The following is a 22,353-nucleotide window of genomic DNA, read 5'->3' on the forward strand; positions in this document are numbered from 1 at the left end:
GGGCAGGACGTGGTAGGATCATACCGTCCGCTGGCAGTTTGCCGCGGTTCGGGGTCTGGACCCCATGCGAGGGAGGATAACCATGTTTGCACGCGTTACCCAGTTCAAGATGAAGCCCGGCACCCGCGAGGCCGCCACGGCCCGAATGAACGATCTGAAGGATCAGATCATGGGCATGCCCGGTATGCACTGCTTTACGAATGTGATGAACGAGGATGGCAGCGGCTATGTGATCTCGATCGTCGAAAGCGAGGCGACATCAAACGCAAACGCCCCCAAGGTTGCCGAGTTGTGGGGCCAGTTTGCCGAGTATCTTGAAGGACCTCCGACGCCGATGGGCTATGATGTCATCGCCCATTGGGACAAGGGGTGACATCGGCCGCCACTCGGGGATGGCCTGATGCCTTACAAGATCACGCCGCGTATTGCAGCCGAGCTTATCGCGCACGAAGCGATCGTGCGCGAGGCCTATCTGGATTCCGTTGATGTCTGGACCTGGAGCGTGGGGATCACGTCGGCCTCGGGCCACACGGTCTGGCCGCGCTATCTGGACAACCCTCAGACCTTGCGGCGCTGCTTTGAAGTGTATGAGTGGGCCATCCGCACCAACTATCTGCCTGCGGTGGAAACGGCCTTTTCCGGCCACGCCCTGACCGAGGCGCAGTTGGGCGCGGCCTTGTCCTTTCACTACAACACCGGGGCCATAGACCGGGCCGTATGGGTGCGCAGGTGGAAGGCCGGGGATGTGGCCGGCGCTCGACGCGCGATCATGTATTGGCGGCGGCCACCTGAAATACGCCCCCGGCGGCGCAAGGAGCGCGCTCTGTTCTTCGATGGCGTCTGGTCGGGCACCGGCACCGGAACCGAGTATCAGGTGCGAAAACCGTCCTATCGGCCAGACTGGTCCAGCGCGGCGACGGTTGAGATCGGCGACGTTCTGCAAGACCTGTTCGGTTAGGCCCGACAGGTCATGTTTGCTTGCGAAATCCTTGCCGGCCGGTCAGGATCGGCGTCATGACCCGAGACGAATTCAACGCCTTCTGCGCCTCTCTCAAGGCCACAAGCCACGTCGTGCAGTGGGGCAATGCGGATGTATGGAAAGTGGGCGGCAAGGTGTTCGCGATCTGCGGCTGGAACGACGGCAAGGACGCCTTTACCTTCAAGGCCACCGATCTGGCCTATGAGGTGCTGCAGGATCAGCCCGGCATCCGCCCCGCGCCTTATCTGGCCTCGCGCGGCATGAAATGGTTGCAGGTTTACGACGAACGCGGGATGAGCGATGCGTCCCTGCGCGACCACATCGTGACGTCCTACGAGATGGTCGTGGCCAAGCTGACGAAAAAGATGCGGGCGGAACTGGGGCTTTAACCCTTCATCGCCTGCAGCAGTTCGATCAGCCGCTTGCGGTCATCGTCATCGGCGTAATCGCCCGCGGCCAACCGTTCAGCGATGCGCAGGCGCAGACGCTCGTGCTGGGTGCGCACCTCTTCGCCTGCGGTTTCGGCCAGGGTCTTCATGATCGTCGCCACCGCCTGCTGGCGCTTGGTGGTGGGGTTGGCGATGTAGTCGACCAGGCTCTGCTGCCCGGAATCGAGGATGTTTTCGGCCAGCGCTCGCAACTGTTCGCCATTCGGCAGCAGCGGGGCGGGGGTGCCTTCGGGCGGCAGGATCTCGGGCGCGCTACGCGGGGTTTCAGCCAGGGCGTTGGCGCCGTCGACGAAGGCCTCGGTGATCATCCGGGTGATCTTGATCGCGCGCGGGTCCTTGAACAGGGTCGAGGCGATGGCCACGCCGTAATCGGTATAGACCCAAGGGTTGACCCGCCGCCCGCCGCGGCCTTTGGGCTTTGAAATCACATTCCGTGATATCAAATCGGCCACCTCGTCGTCGGTCAGTTGAAAGCGGTAGCCCTCGAACAGGTCCTTGTTGCGCGAGACGGCCTGATTGAAGGCGCTGACGGATTTTCCGTAGAACCGCGCCAGATCCTCGGCCAGCACCACGCGGGTGCCACGCACCCGGTGAATGGCGCTTTGGACCGCATGCGTGGAGGGCAGGTTCTTGGCGTTCGTCATGGCACCCGTTTGGAATCACAATTTGTGATTTCAAACGTGGAGGAGGGAGGGGTGCGTGGCAAGGGATGAGTGAGGGGCGTAAACTAAGGGGCGGACAAAACGCAATAACAGAAATTCTAAAGAAAGGGCTCTTTACGGAAGCAAAGTCACCTCTATTGCGGGGTGTGCAAAACTTGCTATCAATCTCTGTATGATTGGGTTTGCTTTCTTGTTAATTTTTTCCTTAGCAGCGGTGTTATTGTCGGTGACGGCTTTCGGTCCGGTCATAACACTTCCAATGTTGGCCGGGGTCGTCGGTTCAGTTCTGGCAATTTTACTATTATTTAGAACCAAGCTGCGCAAACAAGCCAATTGGGTCGTGATAGACGGGTCAAATGTTCTGTATTGGAATAACGACAAACCGGGCCTGGACTCTGTGAGAATAGTAATTGACGAGCTGATCTCGGAAGGGCTTGAACCTGTAATCTGGTTTGATGCAAATATCGGTTATTTGGTTGCCGGCCGTTACCTAGATCCCGCGAAGCTGTCCAAAGCACTTCGGTTTCCCGCACGTCGTATTTGGGTTGCGCCGAAAGGAACGCCTGCTGATCCGCTGTTGATTACGGATGCTCAAAAACTGAACGCGCGGATAGTATCAAACGACAGATATAGGGATTGGGAACAGCAGTTCCCGAATATATCTCAGAAGGATGTCTTCGTGCGAGGCAAAATAAAGGACAACCGTGTAGAGTTCAGATAAATTCACCGCTTCCGCCTCTTGACATTCCCACCCCGCTGCCCCGGCCGTCCGGCCGTTGACCGCCCCTGCGACCGGACCGCGTCTTCCGAGGCCTTCTCGACCGCCCATTGCCGCGCCATGGGGTCGTCGGCGACGGCCAGATCGACCGCTTCCAGGCGCTTGATCTCATCCCGGATGCGGGCGGCTTCTTCGAATTCCAGGTTCTCGGCCGCCTTGCGCATCTGCTCGCGCAACCCGTCCAGATGGGCCTCGAGGTTGGCGCCGTGCATCGGTTTGTCGATGGTGGCGGTGACGCGGTTCATGTCCACGTCGCCGGCATAAAGCCCGGCCAGAACGTCCTCGACATTCTTCTTCACAGTCTCGGGCGTGATGCCGTGTTCCTCGTTATAGGCGATCTGCTTGGCGCGGCGGCGGTTGGTTTCCTCCAGCGCGCGCTCCATGCTGCCGGTGATGCGGTCGGCATACATGATCACGCGGCCCTCGGCGTTGCGCGCGGCGCGGCCGATGGTCTGGATCAGCGAGGTTTCCGAGCGCAGGAAGCCCTCTTTGTCGGCGTCCAGAATGGCGACCAGCCCGCATTCGGGAATGTCGAGCCCCTCGCGCAGCAGGTTGATGCCCACCAGCACGTCGAACGCCCCCAGCCGCAGGTCGCGCAGGATCTCGATCCGCTCGATCGTGTCGATGTCGGAATGCATGTAGCGGACCTTGATGCCCTGTTCGTGCATGTATTCGGTCAGGTCCTCGGCCATGCGTTTGGTCAGCGTGGTGACCAGCGTGCGGAACCCCTTGGCCGAGACCTTGCGCACCTCGTCCAACAGGTCGTCGACCTGCATCTCGACGGGGCGGATTTCGACCTCGGGGTCCAGAAGGCCCGTGGGGCGGATCACCTGTTCGGTGAAGACGCCGCCGGTCTGCTCCAGTTCCCACTTGGCCGGGGTGGCGCTGACGAAGACCGACTGCGGGCGCATGGCGTCCCATTCCTCGAACTTCAGCGGGCGGTTGTCCATGCAGGAGGGCAGGCGGAACCCGTGTTCGGCCAGCGTGAACTTGCGCCGGTAGTCGCCGCGATACATGCCGCCGATCTGCGGCACGGACACGTGGGATTCGTCGGCAAAGACGATGGCGTTGTCGGGGATGAATTCGAACAGGGTCGGCGGCGGCTCCCCCGGTGCCCGGCCGGTCAGATAGCGCGAGTAGTTCTCGATCCCGTTGCAGACGCCGGTGGCCTCCAGCATCTCGAGGTCGAAATTGGTGCGCTGTTCCAGCCGCTGCGCCTCGAGCAGTTTGCCCTCTCCGACCAGTTGGTCGAGGCGCTGGCGCAGTTCCTGTTTGATGCCAAGGATCGCCTGCTGCATCGTCGGTTTCGGCGTGACGTAGTGCGAGTTCGCATAGACGCGGATCTGCTCCATCGTGTCGGTGCGCTCGCCGGTCAGGGGGTCGAACTCGGTGATCGCCTCCAGTTCCTCGCCGAAGAACGAGAGTTTCCACGCGCGGTCTTCCAAGTGGGCAGGCCAGATTTCCAGGGAATCGCCCCGCACCCGGAAGCTGCCGCGCTGGAAGGCCTGATCGTTGCGGCGGTATTGCTGGGCCACCAGATCGGCCATCACCTGTCGCTGGTCGTATTCTTCCCCGACCTTCAGATCCTGCGTCATCGCCCCGTAGGTCTCGACCGAACCGATGCCGTATATGCACGAGACCGAGGCCACGATGATCACGTCGTCGCGTTCCAGCAGCGCCCGGGTGGCCGAGTGGCGCATCCGGTCGATCTGTTCGTTGATCTGCGATTCCTTCTCGATATAGGTGTCGCTGCGCGGCACATAGGCTTCGGGCTGGTAGTAGTCGTAGTACGACACGAAATATTCGACCGCATTGTCCGGGAAGAAGCCCTTGAACTCGCCGTAAAGCTGGGCCGCCAGCGTCTTGTTGGGGGCCAGGATGATGGCGGGGCGCTGGGTTTCCTCGATCACCTTGGCCATGGTGAAGGTCTTGCCGGTGCCCGTGGCACCCAGCAGCACCTGATCGCGCTCGCCGTCCAGGACACCGGCGGCGAGTTCCTTGATGGCCGTTGGCTGGTCACCCGCCGGTGCAAACTCCGTATGCATGACGAACCGCTTGCCGCCCTCGAGCTTCAGGCGGGCGCGGACATCGTCGACGGTCAGCTGGGTTTTGTCAGAATGTGCATAGGGCATCGGCAGGCTCCGCTTGGGCTTCTTACATTTGTTCTTATTTTGTCCGCATGCAACCCCTGCAGCGCCGGTCATTTGCATGGCCCTGCGGCATTTGCAATCTTGTCCCCGCCCGCACTCTGACGCATAAACGGTCGCGACCAACCGAGTATGGAGAGGCGACATGCGCGCACGGATTTACCAGCCTGCAAGAAATGCGATGACGTCGGGTATGGCCAAGACCCGCAAATGGGTTTTGGAATTCGCGCCTGCGTCGGCGCGCGAGGTTGATCCGCTGATGGGCTGGACATCGTCTTCTGACACGCAATCCCAGGTTCGCCTGAAGTTCGACACCAAGGAAGAAGCGTTGGACTATGCCAAGGATCATGGCATCGAAGTTCTGGTCAGCGAACCGCACAAGCGCAAACCCAACCTGCGCCAGCGCGGGTATGGCGAGAATTTTGCAACAGACCGCCGCGGTCCCTGGACCCACTGAATGATTGACATCCGCGAAGCGGATCCGACCTCGGCTGCCCTGCGGCCGGTGGTCGAGGCGCATTTCGCGCACAGCGAAACCGCGGGACCCGCCGAAAGCAATCACACGATGGATGCCGAGGCGCTCTCTGGGCCGGGTATTCGGTTCTGGGCCCTGTTTGACGACGACGAGCCTGTGGGGTGCGGCGCATTGAAGGCTTTGCCGGACGGGACGGCCGAGGTGAAGTCGGTCCATATCCTGGCCAAGGCGCGCGGGCGCGGTTTGGCGCGGACGATGATGAACCACCTGGCCGAATGCGCACGCGCCGACGGACTCTCTGCTCTGGTTCTGGAAACCGGCGCTGCCCATCTGGCCGAGTACGACGCCGCACGCAAACTCTATGAAGCGTTGGGATACAGCTATTGCGGTCCGATCTTTGGGTATCGGGACGATCCCAACAGCGCGTTCATGCGCTTGGCTCTTGAACCCCGGCCCTAAACCGATCAAGAAGGGCCCAGCGGTCCCGTAGCTCAACTGGATAGAGCAGCTGACTTCTAATCAGCAGGTTGAGGGTTCGAGTCCTTCCGGGATCGCCAGTTCCTGATCCTAGTTGACGTTTGACATCCAAAGTCCGTTTTTGCGACAAAAAACGGTTTTTTGAATTGCCCCCGAATCTACCTTCCTTTTAGCGCAGTTCTTTCAACAACTTGTGTGTCGTGGATCGGTTCGTTCATTCCGGCCGGGTTCGATGGCGCAACCCAACCAGGATGCGTTGACACACAGCACGTTAGTTGTTCCCTAATCGTTCCACAGGTTCCGGAACCTTTCATACCCATCAGCCCGCCCGCCCCGGCGGTGTGGACACCAGCGCGGCAAGCCCCGTCGCGCCTCGAAAGGATTCTGCGATGCCCCGTGCCACGACCACGATTCCATTTCACGCGCTGCGTTTCGAAGACGACCTGCCGACGCTGCACGAGGTCGAGCGGCGCCTGAAGACATTTCTGCGCGGCCTCCGCAGGCAACGCCAGGCGGCGCAGACCGGTGACGATGAAGGCGGCCGCGACAAGATGGATCAGTTTTTCGACTATCTGAATGAGGCCGAGCGGCGGAAGATCCGGCGTCGCGCGCACCGGTACGTGCAGCGGCTGGACGCCCTGTCTGATCTCAGCGAGGAGAACCGTGCGAAGCTGACGCCCATTCGTGGCGGACTGCCGGTTACCCGCGTCACCTCCGAACACGAGGCGGACGAGATCGCCGCCGCGCTCCACGCCGAGATGCCCTGGATAGCGCCCGCCACCGAAGCCGTCTGGCACGGGCTGCGGGCCTCGGCACGCGAAGGCCTGCCCGGTGTTCGGTTCACCCCGCTCGTCCTGATCGGCCCGCCCGGCGTCGGCAAGAGTTTCTGGGCCCGGCGACTGGCCCACCATCTGGAGGTGCCCGGGACAAAGATTGACGCAACGGGCGAGCCGGCGTCGTTCGCGCTCACCGGATCCCAGCGCGGCTGGGGCAGCGCCCATGCGGGCAAGCTGGTCAACACGGTCCTGACCCACCGGCATGGCGGGCCGCTGGTGATCATCGACGAGATCGAGAAGGCCGACGAGGTCCGCTCCAACAAAGGCACGCGGCACACGCTGACGGATGCGCTACTGCCGCTGCTGGAGCGGATGACGGCGGCGACCTGGGAATGCCCGTTCTTCCAGGTCAAGATGGACATGTCCTGGGTCAACTGGGTGATGACGGCGAACAGCCGGCAGGGCCTGCCGGAACCATTCCAGAGCCGCTGCGTGGTGCTGGACCTGCCGGATCTGACCACGGCGCAATTGAGAGACTTCGCTATGAACGAAGCCGCCCGGCGGCGACTTCCCGCGCCTGCTGTCGACGCCCTCGCCGCCATCTTCGAGACCGGCGCATTGTCCCACCGCCGCCTGAGCCTGCGCACCGTCGCCCGGATGCTCGACCGCGCCGAGGCGCTGGCGAAGCACCCCGTGCTGCACTGAGGCGACCGCCGTGACCCATGTGACCATTCCGTATCAGACCGGTACCCTTGTGGTTCTTGGTGATCTGCATTTCGACGGCTATCAGCGCCATGGGCTCGATCCGATCAAGACCTGGGGGCTCGAGGACATCGTTTGGGAGGCCGATGCGCTCATCCTCGCGGGCGACCTGACCAATGGCCCTGCGCGAAACTGGGCCGATGTGTTTCAGTACCTCTCCACCTTCTTTCCGCCGCAGCAGATCTATGCGCTGCCCGGCAACCACGACTGCTACCACGGCTGCTTTGACGACGATCCGTACCTGGCGGATGCGGCTCGAAAGGCCGGGGCGCAGTTCGTTCAGAAACAGGTTCTGCAGCATGGCCACACGCGCCTGCTCTGCTGCACGCTCTGGACCGACTTTGCCCTGTCGCAGGATCGGCCGGGCGCGATGCGGATGGCCCGGCGGGTGATGCGCGACTACGATCTGATCACGGCGCCGGAGGATCCGCAGCTGTTCCTTGCCAAGGACGGAACCATCCGCCCGCCCCGGCGGATCCGGCCCATCGACACCCTGAACGCCCATCTTGACCACCGCGCCTGGCTCGAGAGTGCTCTTGGCGAACCGCACCCCGCGGGTGCCGCCGGGTGCACCGTTGTCGTCACCCATCACGGTCCGCACCCGGCCGTCGCAGGCAGGATCGATGGTCTGACGGCCAGTTTCCATTCCGACCTGAGCGACCTGTTGAAACGTTTCCGGCCAGAGGCCTGGTTCTTCGGCCATTCGCACCGCAGGCTCCGCGGGCACGTCCACGGCACGGACATTCGCAACGTTTCGATCGGATATGCCGGGGAGTTGATGGATGAACCCATCTCCTATCTGCGTGAGGCGTGCGTCTGGGAGAGTTCTCCTGCGAAGAGTCTGGGGCAGGAATCATGAGAAGTACATCCGGGTCGCGGCCGCATAGCCGCCCCCGCGCAGCGGTGCTCGATCTGAGGTCGCCCGCGCCCCTGAACTATCCATTCCCGATGCCGAAGGAACCGCAGGTTCGCGGAAACCCGGAGTATGACTTCGAAGGCATAGATCCAGCCCGAATATGGATGGGCACCGGAACGGGTGGAAAGTGTGAATTCGCGGCCGTGCAGCGTGCAACAGAGGAGATCGCAAAAGGAGACCTTCATTCCCGCGACCTGTGGCCCGTCCTGCCCAGAGATAGTGCGTACAAGGCACACCCAGAAAGGCCTTCTCGGCTTTCAATCCCTAAGAGCCGACAAAGTCTTTTCTTGTAGTTTCTCCGCCGGGCCAATCTGGGATGCGAGCGGTTGAACGGGCGCACTCCATGATGTGAGGAACAAAAGCACTCCGACCACGGTCACACAGGTCGCACCGGCGACTTGGGCAACGCTTTCAAAGCGTTGGTGGGTGGCTGCATTCGCACCGATCCGCTGCGCAACTTTCGCGCGTCCCCAGATGGCCGCGACGCCGATCAGAGACATAGAGATCGCCATGCCCAGCGAAATCGCGGCCACCATGGCGATCGCAGGCCATACAAGGTCATTTGCAAACCCGAACAGCATTACGATCAGCGCGCCGGTACAAGGAACGATGCCCACCGCTGTCGCAAGCCATCCGTCGGATCGGCTGGACGATTTTTCGGCAATTGCGCAGGCAGCGCAGCCGCTGTGGGTATTGTGGTCATGCGGGTGCGTGTGATGCGGACCGTGTTCATGGGTCGCCGAGGCCGTTCTTCGGAGGTCATGAATTGTCCGAAGGCTTTTCCAAAGCATCAAAAGGCCAATTGCAATGATCAGCGCATAGCTGCCCAGCCGGATGAGCCTGTAATCGGAGGGTGCCCCGCCGGTGGTTTGCCGGATCGCAAGGTCGAGCAGGAATACAGCCGCAACGGCCGAGAACACGTGTACGATGGCGATGCGAACCCCCATCCCGACACCGCGGCGCAGGCTACCCCCTTCACCGACGAAATAGGAAATCACGACGGCCTTGCCGTGCCCCGGCCCAAGGGTGTGCAGGACCCCATAAAGAAACGCGACAAGAAGAGCGAACGCTACCGTCGCCAGCGACTTGCCCTGATCCATCGACGTCATTGATGTCGTGAAGAGATTGCTGATCCAGGCCTGGGTTCGGACCACGATATTGCCCTGAACAGGCGCAGCGGCAGACGCCTTGATTTCACCCGGTACGCCCCAAACCTGTGCCTCTTTCAATGAGTAGGATGCTTCGACCATCCTCTGCCCGTCGACGAGGAACAGATTGCTGACAGACGGTTCATGTTCCAGAATGCCGCGCAGCCGAATTGCGTGAAACGCTTCGTCTATTTCAATGCCTTCGGGTACATCGACACGAACCATCTGGTTGGGCGGCGGCGGCGGCGTGTGAATGCAGGCCCCCACCCACGGCACCAGCAGAAAACTGAATACGCGCCCGTTATCCCCGCGCAGCGGCAGGACGTATCCATCAAGCGAAACTTCGTGCCCGAGATACTGCCCGGTTACGCCGGTCGCCTCTTCGCGCCGTTTCTCCATCACCACAAGGCGCTGGGTCAAAAGCTCGTCCGCGTCATAGCCTTGGTCGCGCAGCCGCACACGGGCCTCCTGTGCCCGCTGGCCGAGTTCGGCGTCATCCACGCGGCGCGCGGCATCCAGGATCGTTCGCAGGTCATCCTTCTGCTTGTAGGACATCTCGAGGAACGGATCGTCATAAGGCGCCGTTGACGGCGCCAGATCATGCCAATCTACATGCGGGGGCTCATTGGCCAGCGCGGCCGAAGGGTGCAGCCCCAGCGCAAGCAATAGCAAAAGCACCATATGCCCGAAAAAGGTGATGACTTGTTGCGCGTCCATAGCAGGCCTTTCCATGTCACACCGCGTTCTTGAAGTTGACGCTGCCCATCATGATCAGATCAATGTTTCCCCACGGGTTGGCGGCCAGCCTCAAATCCTCGAGAGGGTTGACGACAACCATGATCAGGTCTCCGTCGGTTACGAAACTGGTGATGTCGATCATCTTCGCGGACAACCCGTCATGGACATTTGCGTGTATTATGATGATTGGACCGGGGGGCGTCCCGCGCCCCCGCGACCGAAGCCGCGAGGACGAAAGCAAAGGTAGTCAGCGTTCGGCCACGCATGACCGGTCACTCCATGTCGAACTTGTAGATGGTGCCGTCCTTCATGATCATGCCGAAGTTCGCCTTGGCATCGCTGATCAGTTGCAGATCCTCCAGAGGATTGCCGTTGACGAGGATCATGTCCGCATAGGCGCCTTCCTCGATCACGCCGAGCGGGCCGAGCGGATAAGGGGTCACTTTTTGCGACATCTTCAGCAGTTCGGCATTGTCGCAAGTTGCCATTTTCAGCGTTTCATACGGCGTGAACCAACGTTCCATCTTGGCCAGCACCGCGCCCTGGCGTTTCGCGAGGTCCGCGCTGAACAGCGTATCGGTGCCGAAGGCGATCTTCATACCCAGTTCCTTGGCGGTCTTGTAGACGAAGTCGGTGCCATCGGTGACAAACTTGTACTTGGCCTTCTGGAACTCGTTCAGAGCCGGTGCGTCTTCATCATCCATGAACGGCTGCATGCTGAGCCAGACATCCTTGTCCTTCATCATCTGCAGGGTCTCACGGGTGGCCATGTGGCCGTGTTCGACGCTACGCGCGCCATTCTCGACTGAGTGCCGAACCGCTTCATCATTGATCGCATGGGTCGTCACATAGGTGCCCCAGGCTTCGGTCGCCTCGACGGCGGCCTGGAATTCCTCGTCGGTGAACTGGATGACATGGATCGGGTCATAGGACGATGTCACGCCGCCACCCGCCATTAATTTGATATGGGTAGCCCCCTGCATCAGGTTTTCCCTGACGCGCTTCAGAACCGCCGGAACGCCATCCGCGAGATAGAACATGTTGCCTTCTTCGAAAGAGTGCAACTCACCCAGCGGAGTTGGCACGTCCCGGGTGATGCGGAAATCCTGGTGGCCGGCGGTGATTGACAAGGCTGGCCCTGATGGAAAGACCCGCGGCCCGTCGATCAGCCCCTCGTTCGTTGCACGTGCGATGTCGAACATCGGTCCGGCCACGTCACGCACTGTTGTGAACCCGCGCGACAGCGCGTTGTTCTGGGCCTTGGCGGCCAGAAGGTTCCAGTAGCCCTCGCCCGTCAGGGCCAGTTGCGCGATCGTCGCCTCGGCAAAGACCCCATGCCAGTGGTTGTCGATGAGACCCGGGATGAGCGTATAGCCCTCGGCATCGATCTCGAAAGCGCCTTCGGGTGCCTCAAGATCGGAACCAATGGCGGAGATCAACTGACCGGAAACCAGAACGTCAACATCCGCGAGTTCTTCGTCACACCCGTTGAAGACCTGTGCGCCCCTGATCAGGACATTGTCGAATTTCATCTTTACGTTGGTGGTTTCAATTTCACCGACGACACCGGCCGGGACGACCTCATGGTTGGCCTCATGCGCCAGAACGCTGACCGGAGTCGCGGCGAGCGTCGTGCAGAGCAGATAGGTGAGTGTTCTGTTGGTCATGATGTACATCCTCATTTTCAAGCGATGAATGAATTTGGTTTTGGTCGCGCAAACCTGTTTTTTGGGTGCGCAGCCTGGGTTTTCAAAAATTGCGGATCGCGGTGAGTGGACCCGCTGGGTTTTCTTGTGCTCCCGCGGCACTGAAATGTTCAGTCACATGAGGGCGTGAACAGACCCAAGAAGTCAACAGCGACATCGCCCCGCATCAGAAGTTCAGCACCTTGTATCCAACCTGGACAGACCACTCCGCGGGCCTGTCGCCGCCAAACAGAATGCCAGGCTTGATGAACACTTGACCGTCACCGCCAAATGCCTTGCCCGTCAGCATGCCCGCGGTCACCTGCAGGCTGCCGAAGGTAGCATCCGTTTCCCAATCGTGGATGATGGCCGGGTCGAAGGTCAGGTAGAAACGCGGATTTTTCAGCTTGGGAACATAGTAGAAGTCGATCGTGGTCGTGTTCACATTCTGACCTTGATCATTTCCGCCCTCCAGTCCGAATGTCTGAACCCAGGCCGGGGCGAAAATTGCTCCGTTGTTGAGAAACCACGCGTAGAAGGCCGAGGTTTCACCGGCAAATTGCCCGTAGCCGGCGGCTTCGGTTTCTGCTGTGTCCAGGAACAGTTCAAAAGTGAAAGCGGCCCCGTTTTTCTCGGTAAGGTAAAAAACGTCAATGTAGGTAACGCTGATGTCGCCCAGCGTGAATTCAACCCCTGGCTTTCCGCCGAAGATGGGGTTTGCGTTGAACGGGCTGTCCGATCCGGGCACGGTGATCCGGAACGCCCGTTTCCCACCCTCACCAAAAGGCTGCGTATAGAAGGCCTCGAACAGACCGGTGTTCAGGTCGGAATTGATCTGGTTGAACTGATACTGAAGCCCAAACTGCGTCGTGAGCAGCGTTGGATTTGTTCCGTTGTTGATCTCGCTGAGGTCTTCCTGAGCTTTGGCAGGTGGTGCAATGGTGGCTGCAAAGAGAGCTGCCATTGCAGGTAATCTGCGCAGCTTCGGTGCAAGCGATGTGCCCGAGGCTCGATACATGGATTTGATTTCGACGGTGTCCACTCGGCTGTTCCCCATCTTGAGTTGGTTCCGATCTCGTCAGCCTTTCGACACGCGCTGACACTCCCGCATGAGACAAGCCCAAAGCTCAAATTTCAACCTGCAAAAATTTTTTGACTCTGATGAGGGATCATGAGGGATGATGTGCTACCCAACGCGTCCTCGACCGTTGTCAGATTTTCTGCCGATCTGGCCGGAGGTTTCTGTTCCATTGGTCTATGCTGCCAGTTCGGCCACCATACTCAAATCCGTTTCGACGACCCTGGCTGTGAGAATGGTCCTATTGATGGGTTTTAATTGGACACGGCTATCCAAAGCCGGCCTTCACCCATAGCCGGGCACCGGCGGTTCGGTCCGCACTGTGTAATTCGCCAATCCGCAGATTTAGCCGTAGCAGCGAATATCAGGTTCGGCGGGCCGCACCGCAGCATGCCGTGCTACGAGTGAACGGCAGGTCTGGGCCGAAACCTTCTAAACGCCTTTCATGCCGGGCAAGACATTCTGCAACATTGCGATATAGTTGCGCTCAACTTAAACGAACTAGGATAGTGCCTTGACGTCATTGAATGACGAAGACTTGCCTCAGCTACAGCAAGAAGTTCAGCGATTGCTGGGGCGGTGTATGTTGTGGCTGCAGCAGTATGAGCGGCTGATCAAGATCTTGGTCGCGCATCATAGCCTCTCAGGACCGATTCATGACTTGAAGCGGGTTCGCACTGCACGAATTGACGGCACGGCCCGCAAGACACTCGGCTCCTTAGTTAGCGAGCTCATCGGATCGTATGTTGTGCCAGATGAAATCAAGCCGACTGAAGACGCGATGACCGACACGCCTGAGGCCCCTGTGTCGTTCGCCATGTATATGACGGTTCGCTATCCGTTTACAGACTTCGCGCGATTAGAGCGTGAACTGAGGGAAATGGTCGATCTGAGGAACAATCTTGTTCATCATTTCATAGACCAACACGACATCGGGAGCTCAGATGGATGCCGTGGAGCGCAAGATGCCTTGGTGGCGGCCTACAGTAGCATCGACAGGCACCTCACACAGCTTCGGGAATGGGTTGAAGATATGGAAAAGCCACGCTTGGCGGCGGCGGAAGTCATGCAGACCCAAGCCTTCAGAGACTGTTTCATCAATGGTATTTCTTCCGACGGATCCGTAAACTGGTGTGCCTCGGGCATAGTAAATGCTTTGCGAGAGGCATTCCAGGAATTGGCTGGAGATGGATGGGCCTCGCTGGCAGAGGCTGTGAAATGGATCACCGTACGGCATCCCCAGCAACTGCCTTCCAAGTATGGATGCAAGAGTTGGCGGCAGGTTGTGCATGAGGCACCGCCCTTGGAACTCCGGTATTTTGTGGTCGACGGAGAACGCTCTGCCTTCTATCGGCCAAACACAAATCCATAGAAATTACGTTGAAACATGCGCCTCGAATGAACGGCATGCCTCACTCCATGGCAGTTTGCGATTAGCCGCACGGCAGCATGCCGTGCTACGAGTGAACGGCAGGTCTGGGCCGGGCTCCACCGTTGCCAAACAGCGCATGACTGCAGGTCATGCGAGAAATCGTGAAGTAGTCACTCATTGCTGCGCCGCACAAATGTCAGGGCACAACCCAGGGTGATGAGCAACCCTCCACAGGTCCGGTCGATCCAGCGCGCGCCCCGGTGGCTCAGAAATTGCATCGCCTTTGCCCCAAGACCGGCATAGGCCGCCATAGTGGCCACGTCGACCGCGATGAAGACGAGAGCGAGCAGGGCGTATTGCGCCAGAAGCGGTTCGGACGGGTCAAGGAACTGCGGCAGGAACGCAGTGAAAAACAGGTAGCCTTTGGGGTTCGTAAAGGCGACCAGAAAGCTCTTGCGGAACAGTGTCAGTCTGCGCCCGGTTACGCCCGAGATTTGTCTATTCGAGTGTGCCGGAAAAGATCCCAACTCCCCCGAGGACCGCAACATCTGAACGCCGAGCCACATAAGATAGCCGACGCCAATCATTTTCACGACGGTGAACAGAACCGCGGATGTGGCTAGTATCGCGCCCAACCCCAGACCAGCCGCGGCGATCAGAACACCGTCGGAGAGTGCGGCGCCCGCGATCCCATAGCCCGCGGACACAAGGCCGTAGCGAGACCCGTTGGACAGGGCCAGCAAAACCGTCGGTCCGGGTGTCATCACGACGACCAAGGCCAACAGGGCGAATGTCACAATCGAAATTTCCATCAGGTCGTCTCCGGTTTCAGGGCATGAATTGCGAGGCCGGTCAGGATCAGGGCCAGTCCGCTGACAAGGGTTCGGGTCGTATTCCAGATCTGCCACGGCGCGGAATAGTCCTTCCAGATTTGGGCGGCGTCCGCCCTGTCCGTCGGTACCGGCACTGTTGCAAGGGCCTCATTCATCGGCACGTTGATCAAAACCGTGACCAGAAATGCCCCGATGAAATACACGGCGGCCCCTGCCGCGAAGAGAGCGGCTGACCTCGTCCTTTCCTGATGGATCGCGACAAACGCGGTCAGCATCAGCATGACCGGTGTCAGAAAGAAGGCCGGGAAGAACACCGGATTCCGAACAGAGGCGTTCATCGCCTGCATTGCCGTGATTGCGACTCGGGGGTCGGTCGCATCGAGGCCCCACATGGTCGAGCAGACCCAAGCATAGAAGAAGCCGAAAACAGCGCCGATGTTCAAAAGGGAGAGCATCGACATCGGCACGAGTAGTCGGGCCATCAAACCTGTCCCGCAGGTGCGGCCGGGCGTTGGCGTGTTTCATCAGCTTGACGGGACGCATTCAGGACGCGGACAAAGATCACGATGGCTGCAAACTGCCCGAGCACTACGGCGGGCCAGATCAATGCGAACTGCGCGTCGAAATACTTCTGCGGCCCGAACGATACCAGCGCCATCAGCGCAGCCATCACGCTCAGGCCACGCCCGACAGCGTTCGTGAGCGGCTGCACGATCATTGCCGACAGCGCGATTGATACCGAAGCGCCAAGAAACGGGGCGATGCCAAACAGCGGAGTCGTAATCGGCGGATGGGGCTGGATGCCGGCATAAAGCGCAGAAAGCATGATGAGTTGCAGCAGGATCAGTGTGGCCAGTGCTGCAATGGCCTGTCGGTCGTGGTGAGACATTTTTCCTCCAAAAGCGTAATTTAAGTTACGGTTGAAAATATCCGTAATTGCAGTTACGGATTATGTCAACACGCAGGAGACAGGAATGCGCAAAGAAAAGAGATCACTGCGCCAACGACAGATCGAAGACGCCGCCTGTGAGGTGTTGGAGGCCAAGGGCTATGGCGGCACATCGATGCGGGACATTGCGAAACAGGCGCGAGCGTCGAACGAAACGCTTTACAGGTGGTATGGCGACAAGCAGGGCCTGTTTCAGGCCCTTGTCGCGCGTAACGCGGAAGAGGTGAAAGACCATCTCGCATCGGAATTGGAGACCGATCACGACGCGCTGTCCATCCTGCGCACGCTTGGCCCGAAGTTGTTGACCCTGCTCACTGGAGACAGGGCCGTTGCACTGAACCGGGCAGCGGCGGCAGACAGTAGCGGAGAATTGGGCGCCGCGCTGTCAAAGGCGGGACGCGAGGCGGTGTTCCCGCTTTTGGAACAGGTGTTTCTGCGCGCCCGGGAGGAGGGCGTGCTCAACTTTGAGCACTCTGGCGAGGCTGTGGCGCTCTATCTCGATCTCTTGATTGGCGATCAACAGGTCAGGCGCGTCATCGGGCGCCTGCCGAGTCCATCGAAAACCTTTTGCCAAGAACGGTCTGAACGTGCCGTCAAACTCCTCTGTAAACTTCTGGGCTAAATTCAATAAAAACCAAAGGAATTCAAAACATGACGACCCTCATCGCGCCCAAGGCCTGCCAGACCATGACCGATCTTCGCGCGCAAATCGACGCAATCGACGTCGAACTCATAAACCTGCTCGCCACGCGAAGCCTCTATATCGACCGGGCAGTGGACCTCAAGAAAATCGAAGGTCTGCCGGCGCGTACCACAGATCGTGTGGCTGAGGTGCTGGACAAAGTTGGCTCAACCGCGTCCGAAAAGGGTCTGGACCCGGACCTCGCGCGCAAGCTTTGGGCCGAGCTGATTGAATGGTCGATACGGCGCGAAATCAGGGAGCTTGGCGAATAGAGCCATTCGGAAAGACCAAGGGCGAAACTGGTGGGGGTGGCCATTTGAAACTAATCCGGAATATCAGAGCCGCGGGGGTCTTCCACATGGCTGTGAAGTCAATGCAGGCTGGGGAATACCCGGCTGTTCTTGACCGCTTGGATGGGCTCCAAGCGCAACCATATTTCATGGCCAAGGCGGAACTGTTTCGCGCAATGGCGCGGCATCGGCAAGAAAGGTTTGCAGATGCGGTTCACCACTATGACAATTTCCTGATCAATCATCTCGCGGACATGCCGCGAAAGGACCGTCCCTACGTGGAAGAGTATTCGAAATTCTTCAGAAGCCGTGCCCAAGCGAGAATTGATCCGTCAACGCCGCTGTATTCATCTCTTGAAGAACTGAGAAAGCATGCGGCCTCGGCACCATTCCTTACCAGGGCTGAATTCTCAGTCTAAACCCCGGGCAGGTGCCGACGGGTCTTGAAGGAGCCTGACCTTCGATTGAATGCGTCAAAAGGAACCTTTGCCTGCGGGCCGGGGTTCCGCGCTCGCGAACAGGTATTTTCCCACAGAATCGGCCGTTTATGCCATTTGGTTGCCGATTTCGAAGCAGCAGCTTCGCCTCGTATGAGTGACCATCACAATTTGCGGACAACTCAAGGCTTTTATGCCATCGAAACTGAACGATCGAAGACCACACGAAGAGGCGTGCGTCACGGATGATGAGCTTGACCTGCTCTTCGTCATCTTTATCGCCGAATACCACAACACGCCGCACCGGGGACTGAATGGGAAAACGCCTGCGACGGCTTGGGAAGAACTGACCCGGGATATCGCTTATGATCCAATGCAGATCCCAGGTCCGCAGGACCTTCGTGAAGCTTGTGGGTTCTCGACCACTGCAAGGGTAACGCATGAATGCATTCGCTTCGCCGGTACGACTTACCTCAATGAATTTATTCGGAACGATCGCAAAACACGGGTAGCAGATCGGGTCGCCGCTCCAGATGGAACGGTGGAAATCATCGTCGATCCGATGGACATGGGTGCCATCTCCGTAGTGGGTCATGGTGATACGATTTCCGTTCCTGCATTGGACAGCTCATTGCGTGGGAAGACCCTTCGGCAGTGGCAGGAAGAACGCCAGCTGAGGCGTGCCGAGGCGGCTTTGGACGGCCAACGTCGCAGTGGCGCGCGTGACGAAGCACAGCGGCTTCGCGCGGAACTCGTCGGCAAGATTATGCGTGGCAACGACATGGGCATGACCGGCTACACCCAAACCGAATTGGATCGTGCGAGCCTCGAGTTGTCTTTCGGAAAGGGCTCGAATGAGGAACCTTTCGTCGGACGGGATGAATATCAAGATCCTGTCCACGGGGACTTCGAGATTGCCGCCGATGACATGCATGATGAAGGAGAATTGGCGCAGGAAGATGCCATCGGAGACGAACACAGGGTCAACTCGGTGGTTCTCCCGGACGAGCCCGGAAGTCTTGATCGTTTCCGGACCAGCAAGAAATTCTCCCGGTAGATGTGAGGGGAGGGATAGTCATGCCATCGACAATCGACGCAGAAAAATTCGCCGCACTGAGAAGCAAGGCGCGGTCAAAGATCGACTTTGAAACCGAGTTTTTCGAAACGGAGGACTTCAAAAAATTCAGGGATCGTATTTTTAAGGTTTTGGTCGAACGGGAAAAGCGGCTTAGCCGCGGGTATACCGAATTGCGCGGCGCAGCGTTGATCGGTCCGCCGGGAATTGGCAAGACGCGCATGGTCAGGCGCATTGCCGCCGAATTCAAGGAAGTCGTCGATGCCACAGGCGGGCTGAAATACGGGTCGTTGATTTGGAGTGTCACGGTACCAAGTCGGGCAACTGTAAGAGAGACCTGCGAACTGATTTTGCACGATCTGGGCTATCCGATCTCCGCTCGTCGCGATGAGGGCTACTTCGTCAGTTTGGTTGTAGATAGGCTCCAGCAAAAAGGGATTGCAGCGCTTCATCTCGATGAGGTTCAAGACAGCGGTCGCTATGTGACAAGCGATAGCATGAAGCACTTTACCGGTAGGTTCCGCAATTTCATGCAGAAAGGAGCTTGGCCAGTTTCAGCAATCATTACTGGCACAATGGAAGCAAAAACAATCATCAATCAGGATGGGACAATGCTACGTCGGGTCGAGCCGATCGAGGTTCTTCCGATGGCCTTTGGAAAAGACGGTCCACTAATTAAACGCTCCATCAAGGAACTGTTGGAGAAAGCGGGACTTGAAGATGACGGCTTGCTGGACGAAAGCGAGTTTATCAAGATCCTGATGCATGCATCGGCACAGCGTTTTGGCATGGCGATCGAATTGTTTATCGGTGCGACTGGCATTGCAAAGAAGTACGAGAGCCAAAGGCTTGGTATCGAGCATTTCGCGGAGGAATACTACGAAAGGATGAACTGCGATGATGCGCTTAATCCCTTCCTCAGCCATGATTGGCGAAGCAGCGATACAACGATTGCGATGGACAGACACATCAAAGAATCACGGCAGACCCGCAGGAGACCTCGGCAGAGATAACCCGCCAAGATCAAAGCTATTCAAGCCGCTCAGGGATGAGCGGCTTTTTTCTTGAGAATATCGAAGAAAACGAACGGTTCATAAATGTCGCAAGACAGAATCTAGGTGTCGTGGGGCCGGAAAAGAGAATGTCGCACCGAAAATATTATCGTTTTATTACAATGGGGTGATATTGTTTAGGAACGGACTTTGGATGTCGAACGTCACCTAGTGGGCGGCAAATGCCCTAGAATCGGTAGGTTGCGCCAATGACCGGGCCGGATTGGTGGAAGCTGAAGTCATTGCCATTGATGTCGTGATCAAAGGAAATGTAGCGGTACCCGCCGCGTAGCAGCCAGCGGTCGTTGATCGCATAGTCCGCAGTCAGCAGGACCTGCCAGGTTTCGCTGCCGCTGCGGAACCCGCCATAGTCCAGGAACCCGGTTCCCGACCATTTGTCCGAAAACGCGACTCGGGCACGGACGCCGATCACCGGATCGGTCCAGCTGCTGTCGACCGAGGTCTGGTTGCCGGGCGCTGTTCCGGGCAACAGGTTGAACTCTGTTTCCGTGCTGAACCATCTGAATCCGCCAGCCAGATCGACGCTGGCTGTCGGCGTTTCGTGGACGCGGTAGCCGACATAGCCGCTCAGGAACTGCGTTTTGAACGATGTGTCCAGACCCGAGCTAGCCGGTCCCGGAGTCTCGTTCGAGAAGGACAGGTTCGTATAGTTGTAGTCCGCAAGGAACGACCAGCGGCCGTTCGATGCGGTAAACGTGCCCATGAAAGCAAGGTCGAGGTTTTCCAGCGCGTCAGAGAAGCTGAGCGTGCTATCCAGGGTTCCCGCGGGTGTGTCCAACGACACTTCGGTTTCAGGGGTGAACAGGTAGATCGTGGCCGAATAGGACCAGTCGGACTGCTGAGACAGTGCCGATGTCGCTGCTGAAATCGCAAGCGACAGGCCAAGCATCAGGGGTTTCGCGATCCGTACCGTCTTCATGATGTCCCTCCGGTGAGCCCGTTTTGGCTTTGACCCACAGTAAAGGAGGCTGCTGGCAAACCAAAATGGTATTTTGATTTGTGCATGGGTTGGGCAACGCGCCAGAGATTGGCAGGTCACATCCGCGCAAATACTGAAGACGTAGAATGGGTTAGCATGGTGGGTGATGAGAGACTCGAACTCCCGACATCTTCGGTGTAAACGAAGCGCTCTACCAACTGAGCTAATCACCCGTGAGGGGGGATTTAGCCAAGCTGGTGGGCCGGCGCAAGAGGGTCTTTCAGAATTTCTGCGCCGGTGGCCATGTGTCTCAGGGATTTATGTCCTTCAATGCGGTCAGCAGCTGCGCAACTTCGTGCTCGGTGTTGTAGTGGCACAGCGAAATCCGGATGCAATCGGACAAGCCCAACGGGTTCAGCACGTTCCCGCTGTAATGGTCGGCCTTGCGGGTGTGGGTTCGGATGCCCTGCGCGTTCAGGCGCGAGACCACGTCGGTCGAGGGCATGTCGCGGACCACGACCGACACCAGTCCTTCGCGGGCGGGGTTGTCTTCTCCGGCCAGAATCGCGACGTGATCCATATCGCGCAGGCCGGGCAGGTTGCCGACGCCGTTGATCATCGCGTTGGTCAGATGGGTCTCATAGGCATGAATCGCCTGGCCGGCGGCCTCGATTCTGGTGCGTTGGTCAGGGGCATCCGACACCTGGCCGCCCAGCCAGTCGAAATAGGCAACCACGTCGGACATCGTGGCGTAGGCACCGGTATCGCGCGTGCCGAATTCCCAACCATCAGCGGGCGCGTCAATCAGTTGGTCATGGGGCAGGGCGGTCAGCCGGTCGGAGATCCAGGCAATGCCGTAGCCATGCCGGGAAAACACTTTGTAGGGTGAAATCGCATATCCATCGACTTCATAGCTGTCGATATCCAACTGTCCGTGTGCTGCGTGCTGGATGCCATCGACGATGATGAAACAATCCCGCGACACCGCCCGGATCGCGCGCGAGATTTCAGCCACGTCCATTCCCATTCCCGTCACCGGCGAAGCGTGCAGGATCGTGGCGACCGCGACGTCCGGTGTCATGTGGGCCGAATAATCTGCGGCCGTAACCAAACCTGTCGCGTCGTTATGCGGCACGTTCACATAGTCCAATCCGGCAAGGCCCGCCCAGCGGCGCGCGGCGCTGCGGCTGGCGGGATGTTCGATCGAGCTGCCGATCACCTTTGCCCCTTTTGGCGCATTCACGCAGGCCGTGCGGATCATGCGGAACAGCAGCTCTGTTCCGCTTTCACCCACGAAGAACTGCCCCGAAGGCGCATTCATAAACACGGCAAGATCTGCCTTGGCACGGCTGATGATGTCGACCAACGCGTGACTGGCGGGGTTGTCCCGCCCCTGATTGTCCGGGATGGCCGCAAAACGGGCCGAGGTTTCGACCACCGAGTTCAAGGTCAGTGCGCCGCCGGCATTTTCGAAAAAGACGCGGGGACCCTGAAAGGGGCAGCTGTCCACATGGGCAAACCGCGCGCGAACGGTGTCGATCAATCCCGGGGTTTGGTGCAGCATGGTGTACGTCCTGTTTGGTTCATGCCCAGACTCGTCTTGCGAGTTCGCGACATCAATTTCGTTTGCGACAGATTGCGGGTTTGGGATGC

Annotated in this window: 25 protein-coding genes and 2 tRNA genes; 15 read left to right on the forward strand and 12 right to left on the reverse strand. The window is 58.9% G+C overall.

Annotated features, from left to right (window positions below):
• Positions 1 to 82: 82 nt before the first annotated feature.
• The 3 genes from ACR0FC_RS17465 to ACR0FC_RS17475 are packed head-to-tail and all read left to right on the forward strand — an operon-like array spanning position 83 to position 1,368.
• Entirely contained in the window at positions 83 to 373 is a 291-nt protein-coding gene (locus ACR0FC_RS17465) for a hypothetical protein (protein ID WP_170342066.1), read from the forward strand.
• A 27-nt stretch (positions 374 to 400) separates the two neighbouring features.
• A complete protein-coding gene (locus tag ACR0FC_RS17470; protein ID WP_170342064.1) occupies positions 401 to 958 on the forward strand; it encodes a lysozyme in 558 nt (185 codons plus the stop codon).
• A gap of 56 nt (positions 959 to 1,014) precedes the next feature.
• The gene (locus ACR0FC_RS17475) at positions 1,015 to 1,368 is read left to right on the forward strand and encodes an MmcQ/YjbR family DNA-binding protein (protein WP_170342062.1); all 354 of its coding nucleotides are present in this window, start codon (positions 1,015 to 1,017) and stop codon (positions 1,366 to 1,368) included.
• Here the strand turns inward: ACR0FC_RS17475 and ACR0FC_RS17480 are convergent.
• Entirely contained in the window at positions 1,365 to 2,072 is a 708-nt protein-coding gene (locus ACR0FC_RS17480; protein WP_170342060.1) for an ORF6N domain-containing protein, read from the reverse strand. The genes ACR0FC_RS17475 and ACR0FC_RS17480 overlap by 4 nt on opposite strands.
• Positions 2,073 to 2,262: 190 nt before the next feature.
• On the opposite strand from ACR0FC_RS17480, the gene ACR0FC_RS17485 reads away from it, so the two are divergent.
• Entirely contained in the window at positions 2,263 to 2,811 is a 549-nt protein-coding gene (locus ACR0FC_RS17485) for an NYN domain-containing protein (RefSeq protein ID WP_170342058.1), read from the forward strand.
• A gap of 2 nt (positions 2,812 to 2,813) precedes the next feature.
• On the opposite strand, the gene uvrB is transcribed toward ACR0FC_RS17485, so the two are convergent.
• A complete protein-coding gene (gene uvrB / locus ACR0FC_RS17490; protein WP_170342056.1) occupies positions 2,814 to 5,000 on the reverse strand; it encodes an excinuclease ABC subunit UvrB in 2,187 nt (728 codons plus the stop codon).
• A gap of 160 nt (positions 5,001 to 5,160) precedes the next feature.
• On the opposite strand from uvrB, the gene ACR0FC_RS17495 reads away from it, so the two are divergent.
• From ACR0FC_RS17495 to ACR0FC_RS17515, 5 genes are all read left to right on the forward strand, one after another.
• Complete coding sequence (locus tag ACR0FC_RS17495; protein WP_093963390.1) at positions 5,161 to 5,472, forward strand: ETC complex I subunit; 312 nt, start codon at positions 5,161 to 5,163, stop codon at positions 5,470 to 5,472.
• Positions 5,473 to 5,949 (forward strand): GNAT family N-acetyltransferase, encoded by a 477-nt coding sequence (locus ACR0FC_RS17500; protein ID WP_170342054.1) that lies wholly within the window; start codon positions 5,473 to 5,475, stop codon positions 5,947 to 5,949.
• Positions 5,950 to 5,970: 21 nt separating this feature from the next.
• A tRNA-Arg gene (locus ACR0FC_RS17505) sits at positions 5,971 to 6,047 on the forward strand.
• 309 nt (positions 6,048 to 6,356) lie between these two features.
• On the forward strand, positions 6,357 to 7,448 hold the full coding sequence (locus ACR0FC_RS17510; RefSeq protein WP_170342052.1) for an AAA family ATPase: 1,092 nt from the start codon (positions 6,357 to 6,359) through the stop codon (positions 7,446 to 7,448).
• 10 nt (positions 7,449 to 7,458) lie between these two features.
• Positions 7,459 to 8,364 (forward strand): metallophosphoesterase, encoded by a 906-nt coding sequence (locus tag ACR0FC_RS17515; RefSeq protein WP_170342050.1) that lies wholly within the window; start codon positions 7,459 to 7,461, stop codon positions 8,362 to 8,364.
• 314 nt (positions 8,365 to 8,678) lie between these two features.
• On the opposite strand, the gene ACR0FC_RS17520 is transcribed toward ACR0FC_RS17515, so the two are convergent.
• The 4 genes from ACR0FC_RS17520 to ACR0FC_RS17535 all read right to left on the reverse strand — a co-directional run bounded on the left by ACR0FC_RS17520 (position 8,679) and on the right by ACR0FC_RS17535 (position 13,034).
• A complete protein-coding gene (locus ACR0FC_RS17520) occupies positions 8,679 to 10,286 on the reverse strand; it encodes a HoxN/HupN/NixA family nickel/cobalt transporter (RefSeq protein ID WP_170342048.1) in 1,608 nt (535 codons plus the stop codon).
• A 16-nt stretch (positions 10,287 to 10,302) separates the two neighbouring features.
• Positions 10,303 to 10,449, reverse strand: coding sequence for a hypothetical protein (locus ACR0FC_RS17525; RefSeq protein ID WP_170342046.1), 147 nt, complete (start codon positions 10,447 to 10,449; stop codon positions 10,303 to 10,305).
• 130 nt (positions 10,450 to 10,579) lie between these two features.
• The gene (locus ACR0FC_RS17530) at positions 10,580 to 11,974 is read right to left on the reverse strand and encodes a metal-dependent hydrolase family protein (protein ID WP_217354973.1); all 1,395 of its coding nucleotides are present in this window, start codon (positions 11,972 to 11,974) and stop codon (positions 10,580 to 10,582) included.
• A gap of 205 nt (positions 11,975 to 12,179) precedes the next feature.
• Positions 12,180 to 13,034 (reverse strand): hypothetical protein, encoded by an 855-nt coding sequence (locus ACR0FC_RS17535; RefSeq protein WP_141138478.1) that lies wholly within the window; start codon positions 13,032 to 13,034, stop codon positions 12,180 to 12,182.
• Positions 13,035 to 13,584: 550 nt separating this feature from the next.
• Between ACR0FC_RS17535 and ACR0FC_RS17540 the strand changes: the two genes are divergently transcribed.
• Positions 13,585 to 14,442 carry an OST-HTH/LOTUS domain-containing protein gene (locus ACR0FC_RS17540; protein ID WP_254437838.1) on the forward strand — a complete coding sequence of 286 codons (858 nt, stop codon included), beginning with the start codon at positions 13,585 to 13,587 and terminating at the stop codon, positions 14,440 to 14,442.
• 170 nt (positions 14,443 to 14,612) lie between these two features.
• Here the strand turns inward: ACR0FC_RS17540 and ACR0FC_RS17545 are convergent, their stop codons facing one another.
• The 3 genes from ACR0FC_RS17545 to ACR0FC_RS17555 are packed head-to-tail and all read right to left on the reverse strand — an operon-like array spanning position 14,613 to position 16,164.
• Positions 14,613 to 15,254, reverse strand: a complete 642-nt coding sequence (locus ACR0FC_RS17545; RefSeq protein ID WP_217358664.1) for a LysE family translocator — start codon at positions 15,252 to 15,254, stop codon at positions 14,613 to 14,615.
• Positions 15,254 to 15,757 carry an anthrone oxygenase family protein gene (locus ACR0FC_RS17550; RefSeq protein ID WP_093963720.1) on the reverse strand — a complete coding sequence of 168 codons (504 nt, stop codon included), beginning with the start codon at positions 15,755 to 15,757 and terminating at the stop codon, positions 15,254 to 15,256. The genes ACR0FC_RS17545 and ACR0FC_RS17550 overlap by 1 nt, the downstream gene beginning before the upstream one ends.
• Positions 15,757 to 16,164, reverse strand: coding sequence for a hypothetical protein (locus ACR0FC_RS17555; protein ID WP_170342044.1), 408 nt, complete (start codon positions 16,162 to 16,164; stop codon positions 15,757 to 15,759). Before ACR0FC_RS17555 ends, ACR0FC_RS17550 begins: the two co-directional genes overlap by 1 nt.
• A gap of 85 nt (positions 16,165 to 16,249) precedes the next feature.
• On the opposite strand from ACR0FC_RS17555, the gene ACR0FC_RS17560 reads away from it, so the two are divergent.
• The 5 genes from ACR0FC_RS17560 to ACR0FC_RS17580 all read left to right on the forward strand — a co-directional run bounded on the left by ACR0FC_RS17560 (position 16,250) and on the right by ACR0FC_RS17580 (position 19,721).
• Entirely contained in the window at positions 16,250 to 16,846 is a 597-nt protein-coding gene (locus ACR0FC_RS17560) for a TetR/AcrR family transcriptional regulator (RefSeq protein WP_170342042.1), read from the forward strand.
• Positions 16,847 to 16,875: 29 nt separating this feature from the next.
• Positions 16,876 to 17,178: a chorismate mutase gene (locus tag ACR0FC_RS17565; RefSeq protein ID WP_170342040.1), complete on the forward strand. Its 303-nt coding sequence runs from the start codon at positions 16,876 to 16,878 to the stop codon at positions 17,176 to 17,178.
• Between the two features lie 86 nt (positions 17,179 to 17,264).
• Positions 17,265 to 17,615, forward strand: a complete 351-nt coding sequence (locus ACR0FC_RS17570; RefSeq protein ID WP_170342038.1) for an outer membrane protein assembly factor BamD — start codon at positions 17,265 to 17,267, stop codon at positions 17,613 to 17,615.
• A gap of 175 nt (positions 17,616 to 17,790) precedes the next feature.
• The gene (locus ACR0FC_RS17575) at positions 17,791 to 18,690 is read left to right on the forward strand and encodes a hypothetical protein (RefSeq protein WP_170342036.1); all 900 of its coding nucleotides are present in this window, start codon (positions 17,791 to 17,793) and stop codon (positions 18,688 to 18,690) included.
• A 20-nt stretch (positions 18,691 to 18,710) separates the two neighbouring features.
• On the forward strand, positions 18,711 to 19,721 hold the full coding sequence (locus ACR0FC_RS17580; RefSeq protein WP_170342034.1) for a TniB family NTP-binding protein: 1,011 nt from the start codon (positions 18,711 to 18,713) through the stop codon (positions 19,719 to 19,721).
• A 226-nt stretch (positions 19,722 to 19,947) separates the two neighbouring features.
• Here ACR0FC_RS17580 and ACR0FC_RS17585 read toward each other — a convergent pair whose 3' ends face one another.
• The 3 genes from ACR0FC_RS17585 to ACR0FC_RS17595 all read right to left on the reverse strand — a co-directional run bounded on the left by ACR0FC_RS17585 (position 19,948) and on the right by ACR0FC_RS17595 (position 22,264).
• Positions 19,948 to 20,700, reverse strand: coding sequence for an outer membrane protein (locus ACR0FC_RS17585; RefSeq protein WP_170342032.1), 753 nt, complete (start codon positions 20,698 to 20,700; stop codon positions 19,948 to 19,950).
• A 157-nt stretch (positions 20,701 to 20,857) separates the two neighbouring features.
• Positions 20,858 to 20,933: transfer RNA gene (locus ACR0FC_RS17590), tRNA-Val, on the reverse strand.
• 77 nt (positions 20,934 to 21,010) lie between these two features.
• The gene (locus ACR0FC_RS17595; protein ID WP_170342030.1) at positions 21,011 to 22,264 is read right to left on the reverse strand and encodes an aminotransferase class V-fold PLP-dependent enzyme; all 1,254 of its coding nucleotides are present in this window, start codon (positions 22,262 to 22,264) and stop codon (positions 21,011 to 21,013) included.
• Positions 22,265 to 22,353 lie beyond the last annotated feature (89 nt).

This window comes from Ruegeria sp. BB9 (genome assembly GCF_056539345.1).